This is a genomic window from Vibrio sp. YT-18, from assembly GCF_033337345.1.
Classification (GTDB): Bacteria; Pseudomonadota; Gammaproteobacteria; order Enterobacterales; family Vibrionaceae; genus Vibrio; species Vibrio alginolyticus.
Genome location: NZ_JAWOQO010000001.1, coordinates 413,130 through 428,860, shown reverse-complemented (window position 1 = coordinate 428,860; position 15,731 = coordinate 413,130). Strand labels below are relative to the sequence as shown.

Genomic DNA, 15,731 nt, shown 5'->3' with positions numbered 1-15,731 from the left:
CGTGGTCACAATCGCCTTACGCATTTGTTTGCATCAATCATCTTTCAGCCTTATTCGATGATTGAGCCGCGAATAAACGCTACTCTGTCTTCGACTGACATTTTGGGCACTTCGATCAATTGATAACCAAATTTGTGATAAGCGTTGACCATCTGTTGATACGTAGCCACCGCTTCAGAAAAATCTTGCTTTCGCTCTTCGTCGTTGCTGAATATCGACGTCCACGGTGGAAAAATGAATACTTGAGAATGATAACGAAGCGTCTGGCAATGCGTGATGAGCTCATGCGAGATTGGCAGTTGTTCCAACTTACTGTAGCCATATACGTCCACAATACTGCGATCAAAAAACACATTCCCTTGGTGGACATTGAAAGCTCGGTAATTGCTCACTTCTACCTTCATCATTTCGTCTCGAAAAGCTTGTTTGTCATTCCAAGGTAATGCTGAACCGTGATTGGCAACCTGCGTTTGTATTATTTGACGGCCGGTTTCTGGCGCGCAGATAAAGCCTTGTGTTTTTAGCTGTTCGATTACCGAAGTTTTCCCTGCACCAGGACCACCAGTGAATACGATGAGTTTATTCAAAATTGTTTCCTTATTTTTTTGTTTGAGTGAAGTAATGCGTGTACAGCCAAGAAAATTGGCATCATCTGGCGTTTGAAATTGGCATTTGGCACGCCAGCGTTAAGCGAGATCGGTAGTGGGAAATTTGGGGGAATAGAACTGGGCAGTGAAGAGATATACAAAGTAAGAACCGAAACGACGTGTTCATCGGTTATGGAAAACGGAGGAATGCTGAGCGAAGCAAGCTCGCCCAAAATACTGGGTTGGGAAATGGTGCGATTGGTTCTGCTGGTTAACGCGTCAATTGGATATCTATATCAAGAAAATGGCACCTAAGCCTAAGAACGCAAAGAAACCAACGACATCGGTAACGGTCGTCAATACTACCGAGCCAGCCACGGCGGGGTCAATGTTAAACTTCTTCAACGTGAATGGTATCAACGTACCCGATGCCGCGGCCGCCAAACTATTGAGGAAAATGGCACAACAGATAATAAGCGCCAATGGCCAAGAGTCAAACACCATGTAGACGACACCCGCGATGACTAATCCCATGATCAAGCCATTAATGGTGGCGATTTTTAATTCCTTATTCACCAATAGCTTCAAGTTACTTTGGTGCAAGTGGTTCAATGCGATACCCCGAATGGCCACCGCTAAGGTTTGGCTACCCGCGATGCCGCCCATGCTCGCCACGACAGGCATTAAGATCGCAAGCGCAACGACTTGCTCGACCACATTATCAAAAAGCCCAATGATGGCGGAGGCTACGAAAGCGGTCAGCAAGTTAATCACCAACCAAAGTGCTCTTAGCCTTGTCGCCACGCTTAATGGTGTGAACAAATCTTCTTCGCTTCGTACGTTTTCTGCCACTACAGCTTGTAGGCTGAGTTCGCGCAACGTAATCGCAATGGTCGCCATCGACAAGACGCCCATAATTTTGCCACCAGCCATGATAGGAAACCAATGTGCTCCACCATCAATCGAGACTTGTTTGCTGACGCTTTGAATCGTTTGAATATCTTCTAGAATTGGCGTAACTACGGTCAAGTCGGTAAGTTTGATATGATTCTCGTGCAGCAACAGGGTTTGCGGCTCTATCGTACCAATCACACCACTTGCATCACGCACAATAATCAACCGCACTGGACTTTGCCCACGTTTTAGCAGCTCGGTTTTGATGCCTCCTACGCTGTTTTTAGGGTTTGCGACCAGAAAGTGAGGCTCGGCATAACGTCCAACTTTGTTGTCTTCATACGACAATGCTTGTTGGATATGCGCGACAGACTCTTCACTTTGATCAATAAGGTATTCATCTACAAATTCGGTCGGTAGAAAGTCCGCAAAGATGATCAGTTCAGAATCAGTTATGTACGCCAAGCGTTCATGTTGTAAGTCTTTATTGAGTGATTGATGAATGTGCTTGGCGGTGTCGTATCGGAGCAAATTTAATACCGTCCAATACTTCTCAGGCGGCACTGCTTCTATGACACGCTTACGGTAAGCAATGTTGACCGATTCCAAAATGTTCGCAATCTGTGCTTCTTGATAGTCTTTCAAAAAGCTCAAGTCTTCGGTCGATTCTATCGCTTTAATGATCTCAGCAAGCAAATGTGGCACTTTGCGGTTAATTTGCAATTGGTTGGAATCTATCATTACTTTTACCTATAGCTTTCACTACCACATTCGCCGCATTGACGATATGTGCTATCCGAAGGCATGAATTCTTGATGTTAAAATTCTAGGCGATAGTTGACTTAATTGCGGAATTTATATTTCGCTCGCAGAAACAAAACGCCTCTGCATCAGTTCATGGTATAGACTTGAATGTGTGTCAGGCTCATTCGCCTTGTTTGATAATGGAGTAATCAATGGCACCTGTATTTTTTCTGACTCAGCAGGCCGCCTTACCAAGTCGTAAGGTGCTTCGTAAAGTGATTCAATTTTCGACAGCGTTGGCTCAGCCTATTGTGGTTTTAGTGGAAGACCATCGCCGAAGTGAAGATCACGCATTCGCTCATTTTCTCAGTTTCAACTCTGACCATATAGAAAAAAGACAAGCTGAGTTTGAATCTTGGACCTTAAAGTTCAACGCATTAATTGTCGAACTTTGTGAAGAAGAAGAGCTTGAAACGCCAACGCTCTCTTACGAGCATTTCAAAGGGAGTCATTGGGTTGAGCAAGTTACGAAACGGCTTGTTGACCACACTGACTTACTGCTCGTGGGACACTTTAACAAACACGAGATTCAAACGATGCTCACAGAACTAGCACAACAAGATTGCGACTTGTTGCTACTGAGTGAGCGTTCATGGCCTTCTCACGCCAACATGCTTTGTGCAATCGACCCACTTCATCGAGGGGATGAAAAGTCGATAGTAGATAAAGCCATCGTCTCGCGAGGCTCAAAATTGGAACAAACCTTAAGCGGGAAAATGACGCTCGTTTACTGCCGATACGTCGCGCCATACCTCTCTCGCTATCGTGCAGAGATATTAAGCAACCAAAAAGCAGGCATTACGGACTTTATTACTGCGCAAAAGTTAACTCGAGTACCACTACTGCTGCCAGAAGGAAACCCTGAAACGGCGTTACCAAAAGCAGTTAAGCAATCACAAGCAGCGATTTTGATTATGGGGGCATGTAAACGAAGCATGTCATCTCAATTTTGGTCTGGCAGCACTGTAGACACGTTACTTGATCAACCACCTTGTGACCTACTGTTGGTCAACAGTTCCAAGGGCTGACTAGGTATTCCCTATTGACCAACCCTTTCAATACCAAGCGCAGTTATTGGCTCTTTACATCTTCTAACTGCGCGGCTTCATGCTCTGCGTTCAAGGCTTGTTTCTGCTGCTGTTTTATCTCATCCCAACTGCGTCCCGACTCAATCGCAGATACACGCTGATCGTATTTGTTGCAGGCTCTTTCGAGTACTTTCTCAGGATCTATCCCCTTTTCTCTTTCCAGCGCTTTTAATACGTTAAGATAGTTCCACAACACATCGCCTAACTCGTCTTCCAAATGACAAAGGCGATCCTCACGAATCTCTTCGCGGACTTCATCAACTTCTTTGCCAATGGCCTCCAGATAAGTCTCTACGCCTTTAAACCAAGTGTTGGTTTGGTCATATTGAGATTTTCTCGTCGCAATTGCGTACAACTCATCAAATTTCTTCATTATCTCTCCGTAGAACGAGTTTTTATTTACGCCTCTTTAGGACGAATAAACTTCCCTTTTGCCGTCACTCTAACTTCATTATTGACCAGCAATTGAGCCACCAATTGATATATACCGCGGCGTTCACCTTCACAGTGTGCAGTAATCGTGACGTGCTCATCTAACTCAATAGGTGCATGGTAGCGCACATCCAACTGCGCGGTAAGGGCTTGAATGTCTCTAAATAACAAACAGTGCGTCATTGCACCATCGAGCAGCGAACTCGCAATGCCACCATGCAACAGGTCGGTGTAACCCTGATGACGCGGTAAAACGTGAAACTCTCCGACAACAGAGCCATCGGCTAGGTATTGGTAGTTCACGGCCAAAGAGTTCGGATTCACATTAATTGAAGAACAAACCGCACATTGATGATGAGACTCGTGAGTGTAATGACAGTAGCTGTTTGTGGACATGATAGTTACTCGGTTTCTCAAAAGAGTAATTAGCATATGCCAATAATTAAAAAGAAACGGCGAGTAATCTTTGTTTGCATGTTGCAGGGCCAGCAACCTCGCTTTTCATAACACTAAATAATCATTTTAATAATTAACGATAATTTCCAGTTTATTTAGAGTGACGATATGGTTTGCATAGTGATTACGCAACGTTATGAAAAGGCGACTTATGAAGTTTCTCCACACGATGATCCGTGTAGCTGACCTAGACAAATCTATCGAATTTTATACAAAAGTTCTGGGAATGAGTGTTTTGGATCGTTTTGAAAACCAAGAATACCGTTACTCACTGGTGTTTGTTGGTAACCCTGATCAACCAGATGGCGCGACCATCGAGCTAACTTATAACTGGGATACCGACAGTTACGACTTGGGTAACGCATTCGGACACATGGCACTGGGGTCTGAAGATATTTACGCCGCTTGCGAAAAAATTAAAGCGCTTGGTGGCAACGTTACTCGCGAGCCAGGTCCAATGAAAGGCGGAGAAACTCACATCGCGTTCATTAAAGATCCCGATGGTTACCAAATCGAACTCATCCAAACTCAAAAATAACGAGGTTTCCTATGACAGACGCATTATTTCAACCCATTAAACTTGGCTCTCTCTCATTAAAAAACCGTATCGTTATGCCTCCGATGACGCGCTCTCGTGCTTCTCAACCAGGTAATATCGCTAACGACATGATGGCGACCTACTATGCTCAACGTGCTGAAGCGGGCCTAATCGTTGCTGAAGGCACACAAATTTCGCCAATGGGTCAAGGCTATGCATGGACACCAGGCATTTACAGCCCAGAGCAAATTGCTGGCTGGAAAAAAGTAACTGATGCAGTGCACGAGAAAGGCGGCGTTATCTTCGCGCAATTATGGCACGTTGGTCGTGTGACTCACCCTGATAACATTGGCGGTGAGCAACCTATTTCTTCTTCTGCGCTAAAAGCAGAAAACGTGAAAGTATTTGTCGATAACGGCACAGACGAACCGGGTTTTGTCGACGTGGTTGTGCCACGTGAAATGACCAAACAAGACATCAAGAACGTTATTGAAGAGTACCGCCAAGCCGCACTAAACGCGATGGAAGCCGGATTCGATGGTATCGAGCTTCATGCAGCGAATGGCTACTTGGTTAACCAGTTTATCGATTCTGAAGCGAATAACCGCACCGATGAATACGGTGGCTCTATTGAAAACCGTCTGCGTTTTCTTGGTGAAGTGATAGAAGCGATGACGCAAGCTATTGGCGCTGAGCGCGTTGGTGTTCGTCTTGCACCATTCACTTCGTTAAATGGCACCGTTGATAGTACGCCAGTCGAAACCTACACCGCCGCTGCAGCGCTGCTTGATAAACTCAATGTGGTTTACATTCACATTGCAGAAGTGGATTGGGACGACGCGCCAGACACTCCGCACAACTTTAAAACCGCAGTTCGTGAGGCGTACAAAGGTACACTGATTTATGCCGGTCGTTACAACGATGAAAAGGCGCAACACGCGATCGAAAGTGGTTTAGCTGACATGATTGGCTTTGGCCGTCCGTTTGTTGCAAACCCCGACTTACCAAGCCGCATCAAGCATGGCTATCCACTGGCAGAACATGACCCTGCCACATTGTTCGGCGGCGGTGAAAAAGGCTTAGTGGACTACCCTGCGTACCACGCGGGTTAATTCATCTACGTAAAGCTGATTCGCAACTCGCGACAAACCAATAGCGAAACCAAAAGAACCTTGCTCTTCCCCCTGTAACGCCAAGATGCAGGGTTCTTTTTAGGCAAGCCATCAGAATTAACGTCTTTGACAAGATGTACAACCTCGACACGCAGAGCGCGTCTTTTTACTGAGCAAACTGCGTTGTACTTTACAGTAAGCATTCTTTAAAGCACGACGACCTGAAAACCAATCATCCGGTTTAGTGAGGATTAAGTAGCCGTGAAACCTCTTAACCAACTCGGTTCGATTGTTTTCGATAAATCGGCTATCAAACTCGATGTCGAAGTAATTCAAAGCCTCTTCGATACAAGTAAAGCTGGCAATTTTTTCCTGAATCGTATTCTCTGTCATCGTTTCTTTAGCGTAATCATTTTCAATGGAGTCTAAGTGCCTCGCGCTTTACGTTCTTTGATTTAGCGCTTCTTAAGATCATTCTTTATGGGTTTTCCATATTGAAATTCAATTTGGGAATTCGTTAACCCACCTAGCATTTTCATTTTGACAATCACTTTAAGGCACTGATTTAAATAAACATTATTTCTGGTTCATATTTTGCTCTACTTCATTAAACGGAATGTTGGAGCAACACGATATGACTTACAGAGCAGAAGTAGACGGATTAAGGGCGATTGCTGTCACGTTGGTGATTTTGTTTCATGCAGGAGTTGAGCAATTCGCTGGTGGCTTTATTGGCGTCGACGTGTTCTTTGTGATCAGCGGCTATTTGATCACTATCATCGTGATTAACGACTTAGAAAACCAGAAGTTCAGCCTTGGTGATTTTTATGAGCGACGCATTCGTCGCATACTCCCCCTCTTACTGGTGGTGATCGCCGTCAGCTATTTGATGTCTTGGTGGCTATTTTTGCCGCAAGCACACAAAGACGTTGGTCAATTTGCAGTGTCTTCCATTCTTTCCGCATCCAACATTCTTCTGTATTTAAAAGGCCACAATTACTTCGGTTTAGAAGATCAAGCCAACCCGCTGTTCCACACATGGAGCTTGGGCGTTGAAGAACAGTACTACATTGTCACTCCTTTGCTACTCATGCTACTCGCTCGTGGTAAAAACGCGTTTTACCTGACTTTTTTTATCACGGTATTTGTGCTGAGTTTGATGACTATTGTCTACGCGAGCAACGACCCTGATTTCGCCTTCTACATGATCTTCTCTCGCGCTTGGGAACTGGCAAGCGGTTCATTACTCGCATTAGTGATGAGAAAAGTCCAAGTTCAATCTAACGATACTCTAGCAACCATTGGCATCGTTTTGATATTGGCTTCCGCGCTTTTGTTTGAAAAATCGCAAGATGGCGCGGGCATTACGCTGCTGGTGCCGGTCATCGGTAGCGCGTTGGTGATTTTGTTTGCCTCTAAAGACAATGTCTGCGGTAGATTACTGAGCCTAAAGTGGGTCGTGTTCGTCGGCTTAATCAGCTACAGCTTATACTTGTGGCACATTCCATTATTTGTCTTTTACCGCTACATGTTGGACACAACACAAGACGTCAATATCCCGCTTTACGTTATCGCTCTTTTTGTACTGTCTTACTTCACTTGGCGCTTTATTGAAAAGCCGTTCCGTAGCCGAAAAGCCATGAGCATGCGCACTGTGTCCGCGGTTATTGTGTTGTTGACGTTGCCCTTGCTAACGCTCGGCGTTATCGGTCATCAAAACGGTGGTTTTCCAGAAAGAAGCGCATTTTTCGAGGCCATGCGCGTTAACAACGGTTATGGTTTAGATTGCAACGGCAACACCAACGTTAACGATGTGTGCTCGTCTGCGCCGCAGCCCGCCATCGCTGTGTTAGGCAATAGTCACAGCATGGTTTACGTGAAGCGTCTATCTGAAGTAACACCAACTGGCGTGGTGCAACTTACTCAAGATTCCTGTGCGGTCGGTTATGTCGACACCATCAAAGGTGCTGGCTCAGTTCCTTGCCGACAGTTCTTCAATGAGGCTGTCGATACCATTCTAAGTACCCCTTCCATTCGTCGCGTTGTTATCTCTTCTAATTTCAATAAAGAGCTTTCACAAGCCGATTATGAAGCATCATTAACCAAATTATTGAATGAACTGAAAGGAAAGGAAGTGGTCGTTTTCGGTCCAACCCCTTCTGCACCGTTTGCGGTAGGAGAATGCCTTTGGAAAGCGCGTTTGTTTGGCGAGACAGAAGAGTCTGCCTGCGACTTTTCTCCCAAACAACATCACCCTCAAAACGTGGCGAAGTTAGTGAACTACTTTGAGCAATTTGAGCACGTTGAGTTTGTCGACTTGACCGATGCCATTTGCAGAAATGGCGTATGTCGAATGAGAGTTGGAGCAAACAATGCGATGTATACGGATGACAGCCATTTATCTTACAAAGGTGCTGAGTTGGTGCTTGGGCATTACCTCAACACTACAAATGAAGCGCAACAGTTCACTTACGACCGACAATAACCAAGGAAATAAACTTTTATGCTTCAGCGCTTATCTCAGGTAAGCGCTGAATGCTTTAAAGCAAGACAAAGCTAGGCGTCTATTTGAAAATGCGCGGATCAAACGCGAAATCGAGCTTTTCGGCTTTCTTGATGATCTCTTTCATTTTGGGATGATTTGGGTTCACCACGTAGTTTTTATCACGAGGTGAAATCGTTGAAGGCACTTGCAGCGCGGCAAACTCAGGATGAGGATCATTGAGAAACTGGTCACCAATGTACTGCGTAGACTCGCTCGCCGGTATTGCTCGCCACGTCACAGGGAGATCTTCTTCATCTAAGGTGGCGATGAGGTATTCTGGCATTTCAATACGATATAAATCGTAAAGTTTGGTGATAGCAGGATCGTTGTTTACGTGAACAAACACTTCCAACGAGCAAAGGGATTCCGATTCAGAGAAATAGAGGGCTTCGGTTCCTTTTGAGTTCCATCGCCCTCCAAATAACTTTGCGCCAACGGGGCTGAATGGCGTGTCAGCAAATTTCTTTTGTGTGAGACGATAGAGCTTCATATTACGAGAATACCCCGTGCTCTAAACGGCCGATCAAATCTTTTACGATTTCAAAATCCACCGTGGTCGAGACCATATCAAGTGGACGTTTTCCACCTAAGCCATACACATTCTCTCTCATCCATTTTAACGCGCGCTCTTCGTCGTCAAACAGTTCTGTCGCGAGTTTCAATAACATCGCTAATCGATAGATTGCATCACTTTCTTGCGTATTGAAGCGTTCATCGTTTTTTAGACGACGCTTGACCGTGCTGACAGGTATCAATGTGACGTTTTGAAACTCACTCTGAGAAAGCTTCACACGCTCAACAATATTGCGATACACCTTTGGCTCAAAGCCTTTGTGAACCGCATCAGTGCGACCTGTTTCAGCGTCTTCAATACCCAACATAAACCAGAAATTGGCTTTATGAGGTTGTTTCGGTTTGAAGCTTTTTAATGCTGCAGTTGCCATATCAAGCTCCTATGGTTCATATGGTCCAGTTATTATGGTTCAAATGAGCTTAACTTTCAATCAAAGTAAAAAGATAGGTAAAGAAAAAGGCGAGCTTTTCGCCCGCCTCTCTTACTTATTCATCAACCCATCTACCGACGGGCATCGTTTCACTTATTGCAAGTCAAAACGATCCGCGTTCATGACTTTCGTCCATGCGGCGATGAAGTCATGGATGAATTTTTCCTGATTATCATCTTGCGCATACACTTCCGCATACGAACGCAGGATCGAGTTTGAACCAAAGACAAGATCCACACGGGTTGCCGTCCACTTCACAGCGTCGGTTTTACGATCACGGATTTCATATTGATTAGCACTCACTGGTTTCCACGTATATGCCATGTCAGTAAGGTTCACGAAGAAATCATTCGACAAAGTGCCGACTCGGTCAGTAAATACGCCCTCTTTTCCACCGCCGTAGTTACTGCCTAGAACGCGCATACCACCAATAAGTACCGTCATTTCTGGCGCCGTTAATCCCATAAGCTGAGCACGATCTAATAAAAGCTCTTCTGGCTTAACCGCGTAGTCTTTCTTCAACCAATTTCGGAAACCGTCAGCAACAGGCTCAAGTACTTCGAATGATTCAACATCCGTCATCTCTTGGGTGGCATCACCTCGGCCTGGCGTGAATGGCACAGATACATCATGACCTGCGGCACGCGCAGCCAGTTCAATACCTACGTTACCAGCAAGCACGATAGCATCTGCAACACTACAGCCCTCTTCTGCTGCTATTTTTTCTAACACCGCAAGAACACGTCTTAGACGTTCAGGTTCGTTCCCTTGCCAATCTTTTTGCGGAGCCAAGCGAATTCTCGCGCCATTTGCACCGCCTCGGCGGTCAGAGCCACGGTAAGTACGCGCACTATCCCACGCCGTACTTACTAACTCACTAATGGATAGGCCACTTGCTTCGATTTTTGTTTTTACTAAATCAACATCGTAGTCTGTCTTACCTGCGGGCGTTGGGTCTTGCCAAATAAGATCTTCGCTTGGCACATCAGGGCCGAAATAACATGATTTTGGTCCTAGATCGCGGTGTGTCAACTTAAACCAGGCACGAGCAAAAACGTCATCAAAGTACGCAGGGTCATTTTGGAACTTTTCTGTAATCTTACGATATTCAGGGTCCATTTTGAGCGCCATATCGGCGTCGGTCATGATTGGATTGTAGCGCTTAGAACCGTCTTCAACATCGACAGGCTTGTCTTGTTCTTCAATGTCGATTGGCTCCCATTGCCATGCACCTGCTGGGCTCTTTTTCAGTTCCCAGTCATACTTAAATAGTAGGTGGAAGTATCCGTAATCCCATTGTGTAGGGTGTGTTGTCCAAGCACCTTCAATACCACTCGTTACCGTGTCACGGCCAATGCCACGTGTTTTGTGATTAATCCAGCCAAGACCTTGCTCATGAACGTCTGCTGCTTCGGGCTCTGGGCCAAGGTTTGCGGCATCACCATTACCATGACACTTACCCACCGTGTGACCACCAGCTGTGAGAGCGACGGTTTCTTCATCGTTCATAGCCATTCGCGCAAAGGTCACTCGCATGTCATGCGCTGTTTTGAGAGGATCTGGGTTACCGTCTACCCCTTCAGGGTTCACATAGATAAGACCCATCATTACCGCAGCAAGCGGGTTTTCTAAATCTCGCTCACCAGAGTAGCGGCTGTTATCAGCGTCACTTGTGGCTAACCATTCTTGCTCAGAGCCCCAGTAAGTGTCTTTTTCTGGGTGCCAGATGTCCTCTCGTCCAAACGCAAAGCCAAAGGTCTTAAAGCCCATGGATTCGTACGCCATGTTACCGGCAAGGACAATCAGGTCTGCCCAACTTAGTTTGTTGCCATATTTTTTCTTGATTGGCCATAAAAGGCGTCGAGCCTTATCCAGGTTGGCGTTATCTGGCCAAGAGTTGAGAGGAGCAAAGCGTTGGTTGCCTGTAGCAGCACCGCCACGGCCATCCGCAATACGATAACTGCCCGCTGCATGCCATGCCATTCGGATCATTAAACCACCGTAGTGTCCCCAGTCGGCAGGCCACCAGTCTTGGCTATCAGTCATTAAATCTTTTAAATCTTTTTTAAGTGCTTCGACATCTAACTTTTTCAGTTCTTCTTTGTAATTAAAGTCCTGGCCAAATGGGTTGGTTTTGGAGTCGTGTTGATGCAGGATGTCTAAGTTCAAGGCATTCGGCCACCAATCCATCACCGACTTATCTGTAGATGTTTGCCCACCATGCATAACTGGACATTTACCTACCGAACCGCCGTTTGCTTTGCTCATATAATGCTCCTTCGTGTCGTGGTTGTGGTAACCACTCTTTGTTATTCAATAAATCGAATATCCACCTCAAACAGCGTAGTTCATACACTGTTTTTTTAGTTAACGCCAAGTCAAAATTTCAAACATTTCAGCGAATAAATAATTGTTATCAAACATGTACCTATATGCAGAAAATATGGATAGAGATCAGTTTAAGTCCATACCTGAATACTTAATCCCAGACAGCCTCGCCATGTTGTGATCCCAGGTCGCTAAATCATGATGACTAAATTCATTCAGAGCGTGATGACCACACGCCCTCGCCATGACTTTCATGAGCTCGACCGAGGATTCGAAGAAATTTTTCAGTTGCTGGGATGACTTTCCAACGTCGAGACGCTGCCTCAAATCGGCATTTTGTGTCGCAATGCCTGCCGGGCAATTATTGGTGTTGCAGATGCGAGCCGCGACACAACCGATCGATTGCATCGCACTGTTTGCTATCGCTACTCCGTCTGCTCCAAGTGCCAACGCTTTGACAAAATCCGTAGGAACTCGCAACCCACCGGTGATGATTAATGTGACGCGGTCACTTACGCCTTTTTCATCTAAGTACTTACGTGCACGAGCTAATGCAGGGATGGTGGGAACACTAATATGATCACGGAACATAGTTGGCGCCGCACCCGTGCCACCACCGCGACCATCTAAGATGATATAATCAGCCCCAGCATCAAGCGCAAACTGAATGTCTTGCTCAATATGGTTGGCACTGAGTTTAAATCCAATTGGAATACCGCCTGTGATGCCACGAACTCTGTCAGCAAACTTTCTGAAATCGTGAGTAGTGTGAAGATCTTTGAACGTTGGTGGTGATATCGCTGGTTGTCCTTCGGGGATGCCTCTCACCTGAGAGATCTTACCTACATTTTTATTTGCAGGCAGATGACCACCCGTGCCCGTTTTTGCTCCTTGCCCACCTTTAAAGTGAAACGCCTGAACATTAAGAAGCTTAGATTCGTCGTAGCCAAATTGAGCACTAGCAAGCTCATAGAAATACCGTGAATTAGCGGCTTGTTCTTCCGGTAACATGCCACCCTCACCAGAGCAAATCCCAGTCCCTGCCAACTCTGCACCTTTTGCTAGTGCAATTTTCGCCTCTTCAGAAAGTGCGCCAAAACTCATGTCCGACACCAACAAAGGAATGGCGAGTCTGAGCGGCTTACGCGCGTTTGGTCCCACAATCAACTCGGTAGACACAGGAACGTCTTCCAACAACGGTTGTGTCGCCATTTGCGCCACCATAATTTGTATAGCATCCCAATGTGGTAGCAAATGCCTAGGAACCCCCATTGCAGCCATCGGACCATGATGACCGAGTTTAGAGAGTCCTTCTCTCGCTAATTGGTGGATAAACTCGAGGGTTGGTTCTTCTTGAGTAGCAGACGCCGTTGGTTTGTCTCTTTTCTCTCGCTTTTGTTCCGGTCCCTCTTTACCGACTTGCTCTGCGGTAAATCGCTTGTGTGTACCATCACAAAAAGGAGCATTGGCGGTATGCTTACATTGGCAGAGATAGGCATCTTCGTCTTTTTCCGCACTAAAGCTCATTGGCTTTAAGCCGGTTCCCGAATGAGACCCATCGCAGTAAGGTTGATTTTTAGAACGCCCACATCGGCAGAAGTAATATTCTTGCCCAGCTTTCAACTCTACTTTGATCGGCTTGTTATCAGCGATGATTGGCTTGCTCATGTTGCCCCCTATTTATTATTGTTAACCATGCTTTCTCGCTGGCTTGCAATAAGCGTAGAACAGGAGCGTAAAGAGCGTCAGTGTCGCCGAGTAAAATGCGCGATTGTCGCCCGACTAACCTATACTTTTTATGGGTCTCATACACGTGGAGGCTATATGGCGATTGCAACCCGATTAGATGAATATTTGACTGAGCATAACATTCACTTTCAAACCGTGAATCACAGCCACAGTCATAGCTCGCTACAAAGTGGTGTTGCAGCAGGTGTGCCTTTAATGAATATCGCAAAAGGTGTGATTCTTGAGGATCATGAAGGGCGTCATATGATGGCAGTCTTACCTGCCAACAACAAAATCAGTTTGTCGAGATTAAACGACGAATTTAATGCCACCTTCCACTTGGTGAAAGAGCGTATGGTTTACCGACTCTTCACCGATTGTGAACACGGCGCTATTCCACCGATTGGTAGCCCTTACCACATGTCGACAGTTTGCGATGAAAGACTAGCAAACTTGGAACATGTCTACCTTGAAGCTGGCGATCATGAAACTCTGATTAAGCTGGACCGAAAGGCGTTTAAAGAACTGATGAACGACTGTAGATATCTAAGATTCAGCAGTGAAGTTCTGCATTAAACTTGCCAAGATATTTCGACATTTCCTGAACAAGGCTCTTTCAACAAGAGCCTTTCTTTGTTTTGTTGGTAGCACGCGATGGAAGTTTCTCGGACTTTGGTGCCCAGCGTTTCAGAGCATATAGAAACAAAAAACCTCCTATTCGGGCGGTTTTTTATCAATCAAATCATAATTATTATCGAACAAAGATCTTTTGGATCGCTTTTATCGCCATAGCCCTACGGCGCATTAATACGCTCGTTCTTGGCAACCATTTCGGTGTGTGAAGAATGGTTTTCGCATGACTAAAAGTTCTGAATCCTTCCTCTCCGTGATAATGCCCAATACCCGATTCACCAACGCCACCAAAAGGCGCATCTTCAGCGCCAACATGTAAAACCGTATCATTAACGCCGACGCCACCACTGTGGGTGTTGCGTACAATATGTTTGATGGTCGATTTGTCGTCCGACATAACATACAGCGCAAGTGGTCTTTGGCGCTGATTAATGTAATCAATCGCTTCATCAACCGCATTGTAGGGCTTAACAGGTAGAAATGGCCCGAAGATCTCCTCTTGCATGATTCGCATATTCGGCGACACATCCGTGACCAAATGAGGATACAGAAGTCGTTCCTCTTGGGGCGACGCTTCAACAGTGTGAAGGTTAGCACCTTGCGCTTTTGCATCCTCAAGTAGCGCAGTCAAACGATCATATTGTCGTTGGTTGACAATATGGGTCAGCTTTTGATTCTTGTTGGATTTTAAATAGAGCTTTTCAAAACGTTTTAAGAATAGCGAAATGAACTCTTCGACACGTTCTTGCGGTACAAATGCGTAGTCAGGCGCGACACAAATCTGGCCTGCATTAATGCATTTACCAAACAAGATAGCATCAACGGCTTTCTTCATGTCTGCATCTTTTGCAATGATCACCGGGGACTTTCCACCCAACTCTAACGTCACCGGCGTAAGGTTTTCCGCTGCCGCTTTTGCCACTGCGCGACCAACACTCGTAGAACCCGTGAACAAAAGGTGATCGAATGGCAGTTGGCTGAATGCTTGTGCGACGTCTGCTTCACCCTCAAAAACTTCGACATACTCAGACAACCCACGGCAAATATCGATGATGACTTTATTGGTTTTTGGCGTAAATTCGCTGAGCTTCATCATCACGCGGTTGCCAGCAGCCAATGCTGTCACTAAAGGCGCAAGGCTCAAAATCACAGGAAAGTTCCACGGTGAAATGATCCCGACGACACCTAACGGTTGATACTGAACGGTGACTTTAGAAGGTGCGAGCAATAAGCCGGATTCGCGCTTGCTGGGTTTGCACCATTTTTTTAGTCGTTTGAGGGTATAATTAATATGCGAGACCGTTGGCAAAACGTCGGTCATAGCGGTATCAAATTCTGAGCGATAGCCAAAATCGTCACTTAACGCTTCAACCAGCGCTTGTTTGTTCTCAAGCAGCGATTTTTTTAACAAAACGAGGCGCTGTTTACGTTCATCCAAACTAGGATAAGGCTCGGCTGCATATGCCGCTTTTAAGCGTTCGAGGCTTTGCTGTAACAAGTTATCTACTTCAACCTCTGTGATTGCGTTCATGATGCTTCTCCTAGCCTAGTTTCTGCCAATGACGCCCCAAGTTAACACGAG

Annotated in this window: 15 protein-coding genes; 5 read left to right on the top strand and 10 right to left on the bottom strand. The window is 45.7% G+C overall.

Annotation, left to right across the window (positions count from 1 at the left end):
- Nucleotides 1-50: 50 nt before the first annotated feature.
- On the bottom strand, nucleotides 51-587 hold the full coding sequence (locus R7M72_RS01740) for an AAA family ATPase (protein WP_171342917.1): 537 nt from the start codon (nucleotides 585-587) through the stop codon (nucleotides 51-53).
- Between the two features lie 291 nt (nucleotides 588-878).
- On the bottom strand, nucleotides 879-2,222 hold the full coding sequence (locus tag R7M72_RS01735) for a magnesium transporter (protein WP_033906508.1): 1,344 nt from the start codon (nucleotides 2,220-2,222) through the stop codon (nucleotides 879-881).
- 215 nt (nucleotides 2,223-2,437) lie between these two features.
- Between R7M72_RS01735 and R7M72_RS01730 the strand changes: the two genes are divergently transcribed.
- Entirely contained in the window at nucleotides 2,438-3,313 is an 876-nt protein-coding gene (locus tag R7M72_RS01730; RefSeq protein WP_053307641.1) for a universal stress protein, read from the top strand.
- A 43-nt stretch (nucleotides 3,314-3,356) separates the two neighbouring features.
- Here R7M72_RS01730 and R7M72_RS01725 read toward each other — a convergent pair whose 3' ends face one another.
- Nucleotides 3,357-3,746, bottom strand: coding sequence for a MazG nucleotide pyrophosphohydrolase domain-containing protein (locus R7M72_RS01725; protein ID WP_005376487.1), 390 nt, complete (start codon nucleotides 3,744-3,746; stop codon nucleotides 3,357-3,359).
- 26 nt (nucleotides 3,747-3,772) lie between these two features.
- Nucleotides 3,773-4,201 carry a PaaI family thioesterase gene (locus tag R7M72_RS01720; RefSeq protein ID WP_225491588.1) on the bottom strand — a complete coding sequence of 143 codons (429 nt, stop codon included), beginning with the start codon at nucleotides 4,199-4,201 and terminating at the stop codon, nucleotides 3,773-3,775.
- 211 nt (nucleotides 4,202-4,412) lie between these two features.
- Between R7M72_RS01720 and gloA the strand changes: the two genes are divergently transcribed.
- Both gloA and R7M72_RS01710 read left to right on the top strand, forming a co-directional pair.
- Nucleotides 4,413-4,799 (top strand): lactoylglutathione lyase, encoded by a 387-nt coding sequence (gloA, locus tag R7M72_RS01715; RefSeq protein ID WP_005376490.1) that lies wholly within the window; start codon nucleotides 4,413-4,415, stop codon nucleotides 4,797-4,799.
- 11 nt (nucleotides 4,800-4,810) lie between these two features.
- Nucleotides 4,811-5,911 carry an alkene reductase gene (locus tag R7M72_RS01710; protein WP_318056003.1) on the top strand — a complete coding sequence of 367 codons (1,101 nt, stop codon included), beginning with the start codon at nucleotides 4,811-4,813 and terminating at the stop codon, nucleotides 5,909-5,911.
- A 117-nt stretch (nucleotides 5,912-6,028) separates the two neighbouring features.
- Here R7M72_RS01710 and R7M72_RS01705 read toward each other — a convergent pair whose 3' ends face one another.
- The gene (locus R7M72_RS01705; RefSeq protein ID WP_033906505.1) at nucleotides 6,029-6,304 is read right to left on the bottom strand and encodes a nitrogenase-stabilizing/protective protein NifW; all 276 of its coding nucleotides are present in this window, start codon (nucleotides 6,302-6,304) and stop codon (nucleotides 6,029-6,031) included.
- Between the two features lie 241 nt (nucleotides 6,305-6,545).
- Between R7M72_RS01705 and R7M72_RS01700 the strand changes: the two genes are divergently transcribed.
- Complete coding sequence (locus R7M72_RS01700; protein ID WP_225491586.1) at nucleotides 6,546-8,396, top strand: acyltransferase family protein; 1,851 nt, start codon at nucleotides 6,546-6,548, stop codon at nucleotides 8,394-8,396.
- A gap of 79 nt (nucleotides 8,397-8,475) precedes the next feature.
- Here R7M72_RS01700 and R7M72_RS01695 read toward each other — a convergent pair whose 3' ends face one another.
- From R7M72_RS01695 to R7M72_RS01680, 4 genes are all read right to left on the bottom strand, one after another.
- A complete protein-coding gene (locus R7M72_RS01695) occupies nucleotides 8,476-8,946 on the bottom strand; it encodes an RES family NAD+ phosphorylase (RefSeq protein WP_005376497.1) in 471 nt (156 codons plus the stop codon).
- Nucleotide 8,947: 1 nt separating this feature from the next.
- On the bottom strand, nucleotides 8,948-9,400 hold the full coding sequence (locus R7M72_RS01690) for an antitoxin Xre/MbcA/ParS toxin-binding domain-containing protein (RefSeq protein WP_005376498.1): 453 nt from the start codon (nucleotides 9,398-9,400) through the stop codon (nucleotides 8,948-8,950).
- A 153-nt stretch (nucleotides 9,401-9,553) separates the two neighbouring features.
- On the bottom strand, nucleotides 9,554-11,728 hold the full coding sequence (gene katG, locus R7M72_RS01685) for a catalase/peroxidase HPI (protein ID WP_225491585.1): 2,175 nt from the start codon (nucleotides 11,726-11,728) through the stop codon (nucleotides 9,554-9,556).
- A 186-nt stretch (nucleotides 11,729-11,914) separates the two neighbouring features.
- Nucleotides 11,915-13,456 carry a glutamate synthase-related protein gene (locus tag R7M72_RS01680; protein ID WP_225491584.1) on the bottom strand — a complete coding sequence of 514 codons (1,542 nt, stop codon included), beginning with the start codon at nucleotides 13,454-13,456 and terminating at the stop codon, nucleotides 11,915-11,917.
- Nucleotides 13,457-13,612: 156 nt separating this feature from the next.
- Between R7M72_RS01680 and R7M72_RS01675 the strand changes: the two genes are divergently transcribed.
- Nucleotides 13,613-14,092 carry an aminoacyl-tRNA deacylase gene (locus R7M72_RS01675; RefSeq protein WP_054577838.1) on the top strand — a complete coding sequence of 160 codons (480 nt, stop codon included), beginning with the start codon at nucleotides 13,613-13,615 and terminating at the stop codon, nucleotides 14,090-14,092.
- A gap of 175 nt (nucleotides 14,093-14,267) precedes the next feature.
- Here R7M72_RS01675 and R7M72_RS01670 read toward each other — a convergent pair whose 3' ends face one another.
- Nucleotides 14,268-15,680 (bottom strand): coniferyl aldehyde dehydrogenase, encoded by a 1,413-nt coding sequence (locus R7M72_RS01670; protein WP_054577837.1) that lies wholly within the window; start codon nucleotides 15,678-15,680, stop codon nucleotides 14,268-14,270.
- Nucleotides 15,681-15,731: the final 51 nt, after the last annotated feature.

Coding starts and splice junctions, on each gene's coding strand:
- katG (WP_225491585.1), bottom strand. CDS start 11,728: ATGAGCAAAGCAAACGGCGGTTCGGTAGGTAAATGTCCAGTTATGCAT.
- R7M72_RS01710 (WP_318056003.1), top strand. CDS start 4,811: ATGACAGACGCATTATTTCAACCCATTAAACTTGGCTCTCTCTCATTA.
- R7M72_RS01700 (WP_225491586.1), top strand. CDS start 6,546: ATGACTTACAGAGCAGAAGTAGACGGATTAAGGGCGATTGCTGTCACG.
- R7M72_RS01705 (WP_033906505.1), bottom strand. CDS start 6,304: ATGACAGAGAATACGATTCAGGAAAAAATTGCCAGCTTTACTTGTATC.
- gloA (WP_005376490.1), top strand. CDS start 4,413: ATGAAGTTTCTCCACACGATGATCCGTGTAGCTGACCTAGACAAATCT.
- R7M72_RS01680 (WP_225491584.1), bottom strand. CDS start 13,456: ATGAGCAAGCCAATCATCGCTGATAACAAGCCGATCAAAGTAGAGTTG.
- R7M72_RS01690 (WP_005376498.1), bottom strand. CDS start 9,400: ATGGCAACTGCAGCATTAAAAAGCTTCAAACCGAAACAACCTCATAAA.
- R7M72_RS01670 (WP_054577837.1), bottom strand. CDS start 15,680: ATGAACGCAATCACAGAGGTTGAAGTAGATAACTTGTTACAGCAAAGC.
- R7M72_RS01725 (WP_005376487.1), bottom strand. CDS start 3,746: ATGAAGAAATTTGATGAGTTGTACGCAATTGCGACGAGAAAATCTCAA.
- R7M72_RS01735 (WP_033906508.1), bottom strand. CDS start 2,222: ATGATAGATTCCAACCAATTGCAAATTAACCGCAAAGTGCCACATTTG.
- R7M72_RS01695 (WP_005376497.1), bottom strand. CDS start 8,946: ATGAAGCTCTATCGTCTCACACAAAAGAAATTTGCTGACACGCCATTC.
- R7M72_RS01730 (WP_053307641.1), top strand. CDS start 2,438: ATGGCACCTGTATTTTTTCTGACTCAGCAGGCCGCCTTACCAAGTCGT.
- R7M72_RS01675 (WP_054577838.1), top strand. CDS start 13,613: ATGGCGATTGCAACCCGATTAGATGAATATTTGACTGAGCATAACATT.
- R7M72_RS01720 (WP_225491588.1), bottom strand. CDS start 4,201: ATGTCCACAAACAGCTACTGTCATTACACTCACGAGTCTCATCATCAA.